Source organism: Pseudomonas sp. 10-1B, assembly GCF_000935045.1.
GTDB lineage: Bacteria > Pseudomonadota > Gammaproteobacteria > Pseudomonadales > Pseudomonadaceae > Aquipseudomonas.
The window spans coordinates 365,523-379,701 of sequence record NZ_JYKS01000001.1 but is presented as its reverse complement, the minus strand read 5'-3'; the positions used below and the strand labels follow the sequence as shown (position 1 = coordinate 379,701).

At 64.8% G+C, this 14,179-nt stretch carries 12 protein-coding genes; 11 read left to right on the top strand and 1 reads right to left on the bottom strand.

Annotated elements, in window-relative coordinates:
• The first annotated feature begins 565 nt into the window (after positions 1-565).
• The 3 genes from TZ03_RS01585 (at position 566) to TZ03_RS01575 (ending at position 4,164) form a co-directional block, all read left to right on the top strand.
• Positions 566-2,215 (top strand): MFS transporter, encoded by a 1,650-nt coding sequence (locus TZ03_RS01585; RefSeq protein ID WP_051095371.1) that lies wholly within the window; start codon positions 566-568, stop codon positions 2,213-2,215.
• On the top strand, positions 2,212-3,345 hold the full coding sequence (locus TZ03_RS01580; protein ID WP_051095368.1) for an HlyD family secretion protein: 1,134 nt from the start codon (positions 2,212-2,214) through the stop codon (positions 3,343-3,345). Before TZ03_RS01585 ends, TZ03_RS01580 begins: the two co-directional genes overlap by 4 nt.
• A 216-nt stretch (positions 3,346-3,561) precedes the next feature.
• Entirely contained in the window at positions 3,562-4,164 is a 603-nt protein-coding gene (locus TZ03_RS01575; RefSeq protein ID WP_051095366.1) for a hypothetical protein, read from the top strand.
• Between the two features lie 88 nt (positions 4,165-4,252).
• Here the strand turns inward: TZ03_RS01575 and TZ03_RS01570 are convergent, their stop codons facing one another.
• Positions 4,253-5,128: an AEC family transporter gene (locus TZ03_RS01570; RefSeq protein ID WP_051095361.1), complete on the bottom strand. Its 876-nt coding sequence runs from the start codon at positions 5,126-5,128 to the stop codon at positions 4,253-4,255.
• Between the two features lie 424 nt (positions 5,129-5,552).
• Here TZ03_RS01570 and TZ03_RS01565 point away from each other — a divergent pair, with 424 nt between their 5' ends.
• The 8 genes from TZ03_RS01565 to TZ03_RS01530 all read left to right on the top strand — a co-directional run bounded on the left by TZ03_RS01565 (position 5,553) and on the right by TZ03_RS01530 (position 14,038).
• Positions 5,553-6,848 (top strand): MFS transporter, encoded by a 1,296-nt coding sequence (locus TZ03_RS01565; RefSeq protein WP_051095358.1) that lies wholly within the window; start codon positions 5,553-5,555, stop codon positions 6,846-6,848.
• Positions 6,849-7,143: 295 nt separating this feature from the next.
• Complete coding sequence (locus TZ03_RS01560; RefSeq protein ID WP_051095356.1) at positions 7,144-7,455, top strand: hypothetical protein; 312 nt, start codon at positions 7,144-7,146, stop codon at positions 7,453-7,455.
• Between the two features lie 48 nt (positions 7,456-7,503).
• The gene (locus TZ03_RS01555; protein WP_051095354.1) at positions 7,504-8,052 is read left to right on the top strand and encodes a YbhB/YbcL family Raf kinase inhibitor-like protein; all 549 of its coding nucleotides are present in this window, start codon (positions 7,504-7,506) and stop codon (positions 8,050-8,052) included.
• 554 nt (positions 8,053-8,606) lie between these two features.
• Positions 8,607-9,668: a 3-deoxy-7-phosphoheptulonate synthase gene (locus tag TZ03_RS01550; RefSeq protein ID WP_051095352.1), complete on the top strand. Its 1,062-nt coding sequence runs from the start codon at positions 8,607-8,609 to the stop codon at positions 9,666-9,668.
• A 78-nt stretch (positions 9,669-9,746) separates the two neighbouring features.
• Positions 9,747-10,028, top strand: coding sequence for a peptidylprolyl isomerase (locus TZ03_RS01545; protein WP_003258780.1), 282 nt, complete (start codon positions 9,747-9,749; stop codon positions 10,026-10,028).
• Positions 10,029-10,041: 13 nt separating this feature from the next.
• Entirely contained in the window at positions 10,042-11,967 is a 1,926-nt protein-coding gene (locus tag TZ03_RS01540; RefSeq protein WP_051095349.1) for an extracellular solute-binding protein, read from the top strand.
• Positions 11,964-13,022, top strand: a complete 1,059-nt coding sequence (locus TZ03_RS01535; RefSeq protein ID WP_051095345.1) for a microcin C ABC transporter permease YejB — start codon at positions 11,964-11,966, stop codon at positions 13,020-13,022. Before TZ03_RS01540 ends, TZ03_RS01535 begins: the two co-directional genes overlap by 4 nt.
• On the top strand, positions 13,022-14,038 hold the full coding sequence (locus tag TZ03_RS01530; RefSeq protein WP_051095339.1) for an ABC transporter permease: 1,017 nt from the start codon (positions 13,022-13,024) through the stop codon (positions 14,036-14,038). Before TZ03_RS01535 ends, TZ03_RS01530 begins: the two co-directional genes overlap by 1 nt.
• The last annotated feature ends 141 nt before the right edge of the window (positions 14,039-14,179 follow it).

Genomic DNA, 14,179 nt, shown 5'->3' with positions numbered 1-14,179 from the left:
GCCCTCAGTTTGCTGCGCGACAGCGCGGCGCCAAGGCGGCGGGTGGACTCTCATAGAACAACAGATAACTTATTGATTTAGCAGGGGCTCTGTGGGAGCGGGCGTGTCGAGGCGTCGAACCGCCGCGAACACCGGCGCAGCCGGTGCCATCCACCGCGTTGGATTCTTCGCGGGCGCGCCCGCTCCCACAGAGGCCGCGTCGCGCTTACGAATTGAGTTCTCTGCGCGACAGCGCAGCCCATAGGGCTGGGTGATCTCCCACAAGTACTGCGCAGGGCTTGAGGCAAGCAACCTGTGGGAACAACTGTCTTGTATTGCCTGGACTGGCCTCATCGCCGGCAAGCCAGCTCCCACAGGTATTGCACAGCGCTTGAGGCAGTAACCTGTGTGAGCAGCTGTCTTGTATTGCCTGGACCGGCCTTATCGCCGGCAAGCCAGCTCCTACAGGTACTGCGCAGGGCTTGAGGCCTACGCGATCGAGGTGGGAGCGGGTTCACCCGCGAAGAGGCCGGTGCAGGCTGTAGACTGTTTTCTTTGCAACTGCAGCTCAAGTACAGTCTGCCCCATGGACAAATACGCCCGCCGCCAGTGGCTCCCCCACGAAAAGCCCAGCCTGCCTGGCTCCCCTTCCACGCCCCTGCACACCCCGGCCAAGCGCCTGGCCTACGGCGTGGTCGGCCTGCTGGTGGCAGTCACCGGTGGCCTGGGCAACGCGCTGGTCACCGCCAACCTGATGTTCCTGCAAGGCGCCCTCGGCGCGACCACGGCGGAAATGGCCTGGCTGCCGGCCGCCTACGTGATGACCAACGTGTCCATCAACCTGCTGCTGGTGAAGTTCCGCCAACAGTTCGGCCTGCGCGCCTTCACCGAGGTGTTCCTGGTGCTCTATGCGCTGGTCACCTTCGCCCACCTGCTGGTCAACGACCTCAACTCGGCCATCGCCGTACGCGCGGCGCACGGCATGGTCGGTGCTGCGCTCAGCTCGCTGGGGCTGTACTACATGATCCAGGCGTTTCCGGCGCAATGGCGGCTCAAGGCCATGGTGCTGGGCCTGGGCGCCTCGCAACTGGCACTGCCACTGGCGCGGATCTTTTCCGAAGACCTGCTGCAAATCGCCGAATGGCGCGGGCTGTACCTGTTCGAGCTGGGCCTGGCACTGGCTGCACTGGGTTGCGTACTGATGCTCAAACTGCCCCCCGGTGACCGCTTCAAGACCTTCGAACCGCTGGACTTCCTGACCTTCTCGCTGATGGCCAGCGGCACCGCCCTGCTGTGCGCCGTGCTGTCGCTAGGGCGCATCGATTGGTGGCTGGAAGCGCCGTGGATTGGCGTGGCCCTGGCGGCCTCGATCGCTCTGGTCTGCAGCGGCCTGGCCATCGAGCACAACCGCCAGAACCCGTTGCTGATGACCCGCTGGCTGGGCAGCGGGGCAATCATACGCCTGGCCCTGTGCGTGGTGCTGATCCGCATGGTCACCTCGGAACAGTCCACCGGCGCTGTCGGTTTCCTGCAGGCGCTGAACATGGGCAGCGAACAGATGCGCACGCTGTACTGGATCATGCTACTTGGCGCGGTAGCCGGGCTGGCCAGCAGCGCCCTCACCATCAACCCTAACCATTTGGTGATCCCGCTGTTCGTCTCGCTGCTGGCCATGGCTGCCGGCGCGTTCATGGACAGCAGCTCCAGCAACCTCACGCGCCCGGCACAGATGTACTTCAGCCAGTTTCTGCTGGCGTTCGGCAGTACCTTCTTCCTCGGCCCGTCCATGGCCCTGGGTATCAGCCATGTACGCGCCAACCCACGCAACCTGGTGAGTTTTTCGGTGCTGTTCGGCATCTGCAACAACCTCGGCGGGCTGATTGGCACGGCACTGCTCGGCACCTTCCAGACCTGGCGGGAAAAATTCCATTCCAGCCACCTGATGGACCGCCTCAGCTACCTCGAGCCCCTGGTCCATGCCCGCGTGCAAAGCGGCAGCGCCGGTTACGGTGGCGTCATCGCCGACCCGGCCCTACGCAGCGAAGCCGGCATGCGCCTGCTGGCCAGCGCCGCCACCCGCGAAGCGAATGTCATGGCCTACAACGATGTGTTCGTGCTGATCGGCTGCATCGCTATCCTGACCATGATCTGGATCTGCATCCGTAGCACCTGGCTCTGGTACGCGAAACGCCAGGCCACTTCCACCGACTCCACCTCCGGCGCGCCCACCCGATGACCGACGATACCCGCACCACGACCACCACCGCCATCGCCGAAACCCCGGAAGGCGCAACACCGCCCAGCGAGCCGACCAGCCCGGTACGCACGCGGCGGCTGCGTATCCTGTCATCGGTCAGCTTCGCCAGCGTGGCCCTGGCCGGCATCCTGCTGGTGCTGTATGCCTGGCGCCTGCCGCCGTTCAGCAGTGCCATCGAAAGTACCGAAAATGCCTTGGTGCGCGGCCAGGTGACCATCATCGGCCCGCAACTCAGTGGCTACATCGTCGATGTGCCAGTGCACGACTTTCAGTTCGTCAAGGCCGGTGACCTGCTGGTGCAGTTGGACGACCGTATCTACAAGCAGCGCCTGGCCCAGGCCATCGCCCAGTTGCAGCAACAGCAGGCGGCGTTGGCCAACAACCTGCAGCAGCGCAACAGTGCCGAAGCGACCATTGCCCAGCGCCAGGCCGCTATCGGCGATGCTGCTGCCCAGGCGGCCAAGGCCAAAGCCGACCTTGGTCGCAACCAGGCGCTGGTCAACGACGGTTCGGTATCACGCCGTGACCTGGACCTGGCCCGTGCCAGCGAAGCCGCTGCAGTGGCCAACCTGGCCCAGGCCAGGGCGGCGCTGGAAATCGCCCGCCAGGACCGGGAAACCGTGGTGGTCAACCGGGCCGCGCTGGAGGCCTCGGTAGAAAACGCCAAGGCCGCCGTGGAACTGGCGCGCATCGACCTCGACAACACTCGGGTCACCGCCCCGCGCGACGGCCAGCTGGGGCAGATCGGCACGCGCCTGGGGGCCTATGTCAACTCCGGCGCACAGCTGATGGCACTGGTGCCCGACACCCTGTGGGTGATCGCCAACATGAAGGAAACCCAGATGGCCAATGTGCGCATCGGCCAGCCGGTGAGTTTTACCGTGGATGCCCTGAACCACCTGAAACTGCGGGGGCATGTGCAGCAGATTTCGCCGGCTACCGGGTCGGAGTTCGCCTTGCTGCAGGCCGACAATGCCACCGGCAACTTCGTCAAGATTGCCCAGCGCATTCCAGTGCGTATAACCGTGGATGCCGACCAGGCCGAGGCCAGGCGCTTGCGGCCGGGGATGTCGGTGGTGGTCAGTATCGATACCCGCGGCGAACAGTGATGTTGCCTTCAATGGCCCTATCGCCGGCAAGCCGGCTCCCACAGGGAATGCACAGGCCTTGAGGTATCCACTGCACCTGGTGGGAGCCGGCTTGCCGGCGATAGGGTCGATGAAGCACCCGCAGAGATGCCGTCTTGCCACGATTGCGCCGCTCTAGACCGTGGGTTCTAATCCTCGGCCACCGGTTTTATCTTCGCAATTCAAGGAAGTTTCATCATGTACAGGAAGATCGTGCCGCTGGCGCTGTTGGCAACCCTGGCCGGTTGCTCGGGCAGCGAGGACACCAGCGAGGCCAGTTTCCACAAGGCTGCCCAGGCCTACCTCGACACCCAGTACCCGCACTGCTTCGTCATCAGCTCATTCCCCGCCAGAACCCAGGACTTCGACCTCCACGGCACCAACAAGGCGTTGCATGCCCTGGCCCAGGTGGGCGTGGTCAGCGAAAAGGAGATCTCGCGCACAGAGGTGCCTGCCCGCCTGTGGCAGCCGGCACGCACCGACATCTACTATGCCTATGACCTCACCGACGAAGGCCGCAAGTATTACCAGGCGGGTAACGGGCTGTGCTTCGGCAAGGCGCAGGTCACGGCCATCGAGCAGTTCAGTGAGCCAAGCGAGGTGACGGGGCAGAAGATGTCGCGTGTGACGTATGCCTACAAGATCACCGGGTTACCGGCCTGGGCTGGCAATGCAGAGGTCAAGGCCAGCATTGCCGAGCTGGGCAAGGCGCTGGCCAGCAATGACACGCCACTCAAGGAAACCCAGGCGATGGTGCTCACCAGCCAGGGTTGGGTGCATGAGCGCTTGCTTGGCAAATAGCGATGTCCTGTACTGGCCTCTTCGCGGGTAAACCCGCTCCCACAGGTTTGGCGCGGGAGCCGGAAAAGGCGATAGGGCTGGTACAGGGTCACATCCACCAGGCCAGCACCACCGGCAACCAGGCAAATGACAGCACCGTCGAACACATCACCAGGTTCGCCACCTGCTCCGGCTCGCGATTGGCCCGCACCGCCATCAGGTAGTTGAACACCGCCACCGGCATCGCCGACTGCACCACCAGCACCGCGCGCTCCAGGTTATCCATGCCCAGCGCCGCGCCCACCGCCCAACCCACCGCGGCCCCCAGGCCGATGCGCAACCCACCCAGCAGCATGCCGCTGCCTACATGACGCAGGCGAATGCTGGCCAGCGACACCCCCAGGGTCAGCAGCATCAGCGGGATGGTCATGCCGCCCAGCAGGTCTGCCGTGTTGGCCAGCCAGCGCGGCAATTCGAAGTCGAGGAAGATGATCGGCATGGCACCGGCCAGGCTGATCACGATGGGGTTGCGCAGCAGTGCCTTGAGCGAAGCCGCAGTGCCGGAGATGGCCATGCCGAGGGTGAACTGCACGATAGACAGGGTCAGGAAGAACGCCACGGCCAGGGCCAGGCCGTGTTCACCGAAGGCGTACAGGCTGATCGGCAGGCCCATGTTGCCGGTATTGGGGAACATGAACGCCGGCAGCAGCACCCGCCAGTGCATGCCCGAGGCGCGACACACCAGCATGCCGGCCAGGGCCATGCCCAGGGTGCACAGCAGGCAGGCCATGGCCATGCTGGTGAAGGCGTTGGGGTTCAGTTCGGTGCGGCTGAGGGTGGACAGCACCAGCGACGGCGTGCCGATAGTCATCACTACCCGGGCGATGAATTCGGTGGGGTAGTCCAGGCCCCTGCGGGCCCAGGCATAGCCGATGCCGGCGACGATGAAAACCGGGGCCAGGACTGCGAACAGCGAAGCGAACATAGGGCCTTCCTTGGAGGGTGTCTGGGCGGAATTATGCCGTAATCGGTGAGATTGCTGGGTCTCTGTGGGAGCGGGCACGCCCGCGAACACCGGCGCAGCCGGTGCCAGCCACCGCGCTGGACTCTTCGCGGGCACGCCCGCTCCCACAGAGACCGCATCGCGCTGTCGCGATGGGCTGCGCAGCAGCCCCAAGATGTCTGCCAAAGACACATTCGTGTCGCCCGCAGACTGCGGCGTCTCGTCGCACACCCAAGCCCCTTGGGCAAAACCGCCCAAGCCCGTAGAATCGCGCGTCCTTTTCGCCCGTCGCCTTGAACGGTGGCATCCAGCCCAGGCACACCCGTGCAGCACTCGGCCCATTTGGGTCGAGCCCGCGTGCGCGTCCGAAAAGGCGCTCATTCCGCTCTTCCTACTTGAGGTACATATGTCTCCGCGTTTGCTGGCCATGGCGCTGGCGCCCCTGCTCGGGCTGTTCATCATCGCCCTGGGCAACGGCTTCATGTCTTCCCTGACCACCCTGCGCCTGGGCGCTGCCGGTGAGTCGGCAACCACCATTGGTATCGTCTCGTCGACCTACTTCATCGGCCTGACCCTCGGTGCAATCTTCAACGACCGGCTGATCCTGCGCATCGGCCATATCCGCGCCTACACCAGCTTCGCTTCGCTGATCGGCGTGACCATTTTGCTGCAGGGGCTGTTCTACGACGCCACCTGGTGGTCGGTGCTGCGCCTGATCAACGGCTGGGCGGCCGTGGGCGTATTCCTGGTGATCGAAAGCTGGCTGCTGCTGGCCGGTGACGCGAAGATCCGCGGCCGCCTGCTGGCGCTGTACATGATCGCCTTCTACGGCGCCGGGGTGATCGCCCAGGCCGGGCTTGGCGAAATCACCCAGCTGGGTGACACCGCACCGTTCATGCTGGCCGGCGTGCTCGCCGCGCTGTCGGTACTGCCGATCGTGATCCTGCCGCGCGTGTCGCCGTTGCTGGAGCAGGTCGAACCGCTCAAGCCCCGCCAGTTGCTGGGCGTGGCGCCGTCCGGCCTGGTCGGCTGCTTCGGCTCGGGTGTGGCCATTGCCGGCATCTATGCCCTGCTGCCGCTGTACCTGCAGCGCATTGGCCTGGAAGTGGGTGAGGTCGGCAACATGATGGCCTGGGTGATCCTCGGTGCCATGCTGCTGCAATACCCGGTCGGGCGCTGGTCCGACCGCAAGGACCGCCTCGATGTGCTGCTCGCCCTTGCCGCATTGTGCGTTGTACTGTCGCTGGTCACGGTATTCCTGCCGTCTGACTCGGTGCTGCTGCCGGCCATGCTGTTCCTGCTCGGCGGTGGGGTGTTCACCCTGTACCCGGTGGCGGTCAGCCATGCCGCCGACCGCGCGCCCTCCGATGCGCTGGTGCCGATGATCCAGGGCCTGCTGCTGATCAACTCGCTGGGGTCGGCCATGGCGCCGGTGGCGATCTCGCCGATGATGACCAAATTCGGCGAGGCCGGGCTGTTCTGGGCGTTTGCCGTGGTCAACCTGTGCATGGTGGCGTTCTTCCTGTGGCGCCGTGGCAAGCGCCCAGCGGCCGAGCACCCGGCACCGTTCACCGCCTCGACCACCTTCTCGCCGACCGGCGCCGAACTGCGGGTGACCGAAGACCTGATGCATGCGGCGCAAGAGCATCCGCCGCTGGAGCCAGTCGAGCCTGTGCAGGCTCCCCGCAGCGAAACTCACTGAGCCAAAGGGCTGCTGCGCAGCCCAATCGCGGGCAAGCCGGCTCCCACAGGTTCACACATGCCATGACTGTGGGAGCAACTGTCTTGTATTGCCTGGACTGGCCTCATCGCCGGCAAGCCGGCTCCCACAGGTACTGCATAGGGCTTGAGGCCTATGCGGTCGAGGTGGGAGCTGGCTTGCCGGCGATTGGGCCGCATAGCGGCCCCCGGCCCAGTGACCGCTCGTCGCCCGGAAGGCACGCCACCGCCAGCCTCCAGCCAAACGAATGACAGATCATCCGCAAAGGAGACGTTCCATGATCCGCATTCGCCCCCTCTCACTGGCCCTCGCCCTGGCCCTGGCCACGCTCTCCGGCACCAGCTTCGCGGCTAGCGAAAGCACCAATACCGACACACGCCCGCAAACCGACCAGTCCGGGGGCAAGACCGCCGGTGAAGGCAGCAGCGTCAACAGCCCAGGCAGCAGCAAAGGTAACGACAGTAGCGACACCGGTAGCAACACCGACGCCGCCGACGGTGCCAGTGGCGGCTCCAACAGTACCGGTGAAGCCACCGGCTCGGGTGCCGGGCACAGCGGTGGTACCGCCGAGGACCAGGACAGCCATTGACGCTGCCGTGGACTACACTGCGGCGCAACGCCCTGCCAAGGATTCGCCATGAACCTCAAGCCCTGGCTGTTCGCCGCCCTGCTGCCGTGCAGTGCCATTGCCGCCGGCAACCAAGGCGCACTGTCGATCAGCTCCTCGTCGTTCACCGATGGCGGTGTGATCGCCTTGCAACAGGTTGGCCCGGACCCGGCCTGCGGCGCTGGCGAAGAGCGCACCCCGCAACTGAGCTGGGACAACCTCCCCGCGGGCACCCAGTCGCTGGCCCTGGTGATGTTCGACCCTGACGGCGGCAAGGGCATCGGCGTGGTCCACTGGATTGCCTACAACATCGACCCGGCCCAGGATGGGCTGAAGGAAGGCGCGGCCGGGATTACCGGGCAAGGCGTGACGGTGGGGCGCAACTCGCGTGGCACCCTCAGCTACCGAGGCCCCTGCCCACCCGCTGGCGACAACCCGCACCACTACGCGCTGACGCTGATCGCCACCGACCTGCCGCTGGGCACCCTGCCAGAAGGCCTGGACCGCAACGGCTTGCTGGAGTTGCTGCAAGGCCACGCACTGGGGGCGCAAAGTTTGGTCGGGCGCTATGGTCATTGAACCCATTGGTACAAAATAAATGATCGTCTCCATAGTATTTATCCATTGAATGGCCTGCCCGAACTGAAGTAAGCTCGGGCTCATTCACTGGAGAGCAACATGCCGAAACACACCCGCAACCACGCCAACCACACCGGTCGCAGCCTGCGTCCAGTGCTGGCCGTTGCCGGCTGCGTGGCACCTGCCAGCTATTACTTCGGGTATTGGTTTAGCCACTAGGCGCCGATACCCACCCGGCGCCCACCTTCGAGGGGCCGCCGAACATGAGAATACTCAAACCCCCGGTCGGCTCCCCGACCGGGGGTTTTGCTTTTCAGGCCCTGGAACAACACCGATTCACATTGAGGACAGATTCATGAACTACGCCACTTATTACTACGCAAACACCTACGCCTGGCGATTTAGCCAATCCCGTTCGGGCCAGCCTGCCGCCTCCGTTCGGTCTTGCACAGGTGGCAATGCAGCAGCCAATACGAATTCAACGATCTGTCGAACACCTCGATAGGGCCGACCACGCGGGCCAGAACCCGCCGTCCGCCCAGGGAACATACGCCATGCAAGCTTCCAACCTCGCCCTGCCCCTGACCCAGCCGCAAGCGGCCAACACCACCGTCAGCAAGCGCCTGCCCAACCCACACCTGCTCAAGCAGCAGATGCCGCTGTCCAGCGAACTTACCCAGCAAGTCCAGGCCCACCGCCAAGCCATCCGCGACATCCTCGAAGGCCGTGACCAGCGCCTGCTGGTGATCGTTGGCCCGTGCTCGATCCACGACCCGCGCTCGGCCCTGGAATACGCCGACCGCCTGGCCGCCCTCAGCCGCGAAGTCGACGACAAGCTGCTGCTGGTGATGCGCGCCTACGTCGAGAAACCCCGCACCACGGTGGGCTGGAAAGGCCTGGCCTACGACCCGCACCTCGATGGCAGCGACGACATGCACGCAGGCATCGCCTTGTCCCGCGGGCTGATGCTGAGCATGATCGAGCGCGGCCTGCCGGTTGCCACCGAGCTGCTGCAGCCCATGGCCGCCGGCTACTTCGATGACCTGCTGGCCTGGGCTGCCATTGGCGCCCGCACCACCGAATCGCAGATCCACCGCGAAATGGTCAGCGGCCTGGAACTGCCAGTGGGCTTCAAGAACGGCACCGACGGCGGTATTGCCATCGCCAGCGACGCCATGCGCAGCGCCGCCCATCCGCACCGCCACTTCGGCATGGATGCACAGGGCCACCCGGCGATCATCGAGACCCTGGGCAACCCGGACACGCACCTGGTACTGCGCGGCGGCCACAAGGGCCCTAACTACGATGCCAACAGCATCGCCATGGCCCGCCAGGCGCTGGCCAAGGCTGGGCTGCAGGCACGGATCATGGTCGATTGCAGCCATGCCAACAGCGGCAAGGACCCGGCGCGCCAGCCCGCCGTATTCAACGAGGTGCTGGAGCAGCGCCTGGCCGGCGACCGCTCGCTGGTCGGCGTGATGATCGAGGGGCACCTGTTCGATGGTTGCCAGGCGCTGGGCAAGGGCGCGTTGAAATACGGCGTGTCGATCACCGATGGCTGCCTGGGCTGGGCCTCGACCGAAACCCTGTTGCGCGAGGCGGCACAAAAACTGTAGTACCGGTCTGTAAACCCGGTGAGACATTTCGCAGACAAATGCGCTAGGCTTGCTTTTTTACCCCAAGGAGCAGTACCCATGGCACGTGCAACCGCCCGCCACATCCTGGTCAGCAGCGAAGAGAAATGCAACGAACTGAAAGCCCAGATCGAAGCAGGTGCCGACTTCGCTGAAATCGCCAAAGCCAACTCCACCTGCCCGTCCAGCCGCCAGGGCGGCGACCTGGGCTCGTTCGGCCCAGGCCAGATGGTCAAGGAATTCGACACCGTGGTGTTCAGCGCCCCGGTCAACACCGTGCAAGGCCCGGTGAAGACCCAGTTCGGCTATCACCTGCTGGAAGTGACCAGCCGTCAGGACTAAGTCATCGCAGCCGATGAAGGTCCCTGTGGGAGCGGGCTTGCCCGCGAATAGGCCAGATCAGGCAACCCCGCTGTCTGGCCTGACGCATTCGCGGTTGAACCCGCTCCCACAGGTTCTGCGTTGCCTGCTACTGCTTGGTCTTGCCTGCAACACCCACGCCGCCCCCACCCATGCCCTCACCGTCTACGGCGAAGCCCCCCGCTACAGCGAAACCTTCCGCCATTTCGACTACGTAAACCCCGACGCACCCAAGGGCGGCATGCTGCGCCGTTCGGCCATCGAGATCGGCCAGTTCGACCATATTCTGCCGTACATCGACAAAGGCATCGGCGTCAGCGAGGTCGATGGCCTGCTGTATGCGCCGCTGGCTGTGCGTTCATTCGACGAGCCCTATACCGTCTATGGCCTGATCGCCCGGCGCATGGAGCGTGGCCCGGATGATGCCTGGCTACGCTTCGAGATCGACCCGCGTGCCACTTTCGCCGATGGCAAGCCAGTGCGCGCCGAGGACGTACGCTTCACTTTCGAGTTGCTGATGAGCAAGGGCAGCCTCAAGTACCGCACCCTGTTCGCCAATGTCGCTGGCGTTACCGTCGAAACTCCGCAACGCGTGCGCTTCGACTTCAAGCCCGACCATGGCCGCACCCTGGCGCTGGACCTCGCCAGCCTGCCGGTGTTGCCCGAACACGACTGGCAGCAGCGCGACTTCGCCAATGGGGCCGGCTTCGACAAGCCAGTCGGCAGCGGGCCGTACCGTATCGGCCGTATCGACAACGGCCGCAGCATCACCTTCGAACGCGACCCGAACTGGTGGGCGCGCGACCTGCCGGCCAGCCGTGGCCGCTACAATTTCGACAGATTGCGCATCGAGTACTTCGGCGACACCGAAGTGGCGCGCCAGGTGCTGAAAGGTGGCGGCTACGACTACAACCGCGAGTTCTCCGCCACCGCCTACACCCTGGGCTACAACGGCGCACAGCTGGACGACGGCCGCCTGCAGCGCGCCCACCTGGGCCCGGCCAAGCCACAGGTTGCCCAAGGCTTCGTGTTCAACCTCGACCAGCCGCAGTTCAAGGACCGCCGCGTGCGCCAGGCGCTGGGCATGCTGTGGGACTACGAATGGAGCAACCGGCAGATGATGCGCAATATGTACATCCGCCAGCAGAGCGTGTTCTCCAATACCCCGTTGGCGGCCCGCCAATTGCCGGATGCCGACGAGCTGAAGCTGCTCGAACCGCTGCGCGGCAAGGTGCCGGATGAAGTCTTCACGACCGTGTTCACAGCCCCGATCACCGACGGTTCGGGGATCATCCGCAAGCAGCAGCTGCAGGCACTGGCCCTGCTCGAACAAGCTGGCTGGCACCCCGAAGGCGACCGCCTGGTGAATAGCCAGGGTACGCCGTTGGCGTTCACCTTCCTCAATGGCCAGGCAGGCATGGAGCGCCTGCTGCTGCCGTGGAAGCGCAACCTGGCACAGATCGGCGTGACCTTGAACATCCGCAATGTCGATTCAGCCCAATACGTCAACCGGCTGATGGCGCGTGACTACGACATGATCGTCACCGGCTACCCGGTCACCCTGTCGCCCGGCGCCGAGCTGTACAACTACTTCGGCTCGGCAGCGGCCCGCGACCCTGGCTCGAACAACCTGATGGTCCTGCGGGACCCCGCCGTGGACCGTCTGATCGACGGCCTGGTCCGCGCCGACACCCAGGCCGGCATGCTGCACCACGCCCATGCCCTGGACCGGGTGCTGCAATGGAATTACTACTGGATCCCCAACTACTACCCACCAGGCAGCTCCACCGTCTGGTGGAACCGCTTCGGCCTGCCCAAGGTCCAGGCCGCCTATGACGAAGGCCTGGACACGTGGTGGGAAGTCAGCCCCACCGCGCTGACCAATGCGCAAATGGCCGAACGCCGGAAGGCTGCACCATGACCACCTACATCCTGCGCCGCCTGTTGCTGATCATCCCGACGTTGCTGGCAATCCTGCTGGTCAACTTCGCTATCGTCCAGGCCGCGCCGGGTGGCCCGGTGGAACAGGCCGTGGCGCGCTTGCAGGGCATCGGTGGCGGCGCACCCGGCGCGCGGGCCGAGGTGGTACACGGTGAGTCACGCGCCACCCGCGGCCTGGACCCGAAGCTGATCGAAGAGATAAAGCGCCAGTACGGCTTCGACAAATCCGCCCCCGAGCGCTTGTGGCTGATGCTCGGTCAGTATGCCCGGCTCGACTTCGGCAACAGCTTCTTCCGCGGCGCCAAGGTCACCGACCTGATCCTCGACAAGCTGCCGGTTACCCTGTCGCTGGGCTTATGGGCCACGCTGATCACCTATCTGGTGTCGATCCCGCTGGGCATTCGCAAGGCGGTACGCCACGGCAGCCATTTCGATGCCTGGAGCAGCGCACTGATCGTGATCGGCTATGCCCTGCCCTCGTTCCTGTTCGCCCTGCTACTGATCGTGCTGTTCGCCGGCGGCACCTCGCTCAACTGGTTCCCGGTACGCGGCCTGGTCTCGGACAACTTCGACGAGCTCAGCCTGCTGGGCAAGGTCGCCGACTATTTCTGGCACTTGGTACTGCCGGTCGGCGCCTTGGTGATCGGCGGCTTCGCCACCCTCACGCTGCTGACCAAGAACGCCTTCCTCGACGAGATTTCCAGGCAATACGTGGTCACCGCCCGTGCCAAGGGCCTGAGCGAGCGCCGCGTGCTATATGGCCACGTGCTGCGCAATGCCATGCTGCTGGTGGTGGCCGGGCTGCCGCAAGCGCTGATCACGGTGTTCTTCGCCGGCTCGTTGCTGATCGAGGTGATCTTCTCGCTCGATGGCCTGGGCCGCATGAGCTACGACGCGGCGGTGTCACGGGATTACCCGGTAGTGTTCGGCACCCTGTTCATCTTTACCCTGGCGGGCCTGTTGATCCGCCTGATCGGGGACCTGTCGTATACCCTGCTCGACCCGCGTATCGACTTCGACACGAGGGCACACTGATGCTGTCGCCGGTATCGCGCCGTCGCCTGCAACGCTTTCGCCGCAACCGCCGCGGCTGGGTCTCGCTGTGGCTGTTCGCCGGCGTGCTGCTGCTAAGCCTGGGCGCCGAGCTGGTGGCCAACGACAAGCCGCTGCTGCTGGGCTACAAGGGCGAGCTGTACGTGCCGGCGCTCAAGCGTTACACCGAGCAGCAGTTCGGTGGCCAGTTGCCGTTTCAACCAGACTACCGCAGCGCCTATGTGCGCCAGCTGATCGAGCACCAGGGGGGCTGGATGCTGTTCGCGCCAATCCCGTTCAGTGCCGACACCCCCAACTACGACCTGCAGGTGCCCACGCCCAGCCCGCCCAGCGCGAGCAACTGGCTGGGCACCGACGACCAGGGCCGCGACGTGCTGGCCCGGGTGCTGTACGGCACGCGGGTGTCTTTACTATTCGCCTTTGCCCTGACCGTGGTCAGCGTGCTCATCGGCGTGGCTGCCGGTGCCCTGCAGGGCTACCACGGCGGTTGGGTCGACCTGCTCGGCCAGCGCTTGCTGGAGGTGTGGTCAGGGTTGCCGGTGCTGTACCTGCTGATCATCCTCAGTGGTTTTGTCGAGCCGGACTTCTGGTGGCTGCTGGGGATCATGGCGCTGTTCTCCTGGCTGACCCTGGTCGATGTGGTGCGCGCCGAATTCCTGCGCGGGCGTAACCTGGAGTATGTGAAGGCCGCCCGGGCATTGGGTTTACCGGACAGCCAGGTGATGCTGCGGCACATCCTGCCCAATGCCATGAATGCGACGCTGACCTATGTGCCGTTCATGCTGACCGGGGCAATTACCACCCTGACTGCGCTGGACTTTCTTGGCTTCGGCATGCCGGCGGGTAGCGCCTCGCTGGGTGAGCTGGTGACCCAGGGCAAGCAGCACCTGGAGGCGCCGTGGCTGGGCTTTACCGCATTCTTCGCGCTGGCGGTGATCTTGTCGTTGCTGGTGTTCATCGGTGATGCCTTGCGTGAGGCGTTCGACCCCAGAGGTTAGATTTTTCAAGCCTGGCCTCTTCGCGGGCTTGCCCGCTCCCACAGGAATTGCACAAAACTTGAGAGTTGTGGGGTACCTGTGGGAGCGGGCAAGCCCGCGAAGAGGCCGGGCCTGCTTATACATGATTCAGGATTTCTACCC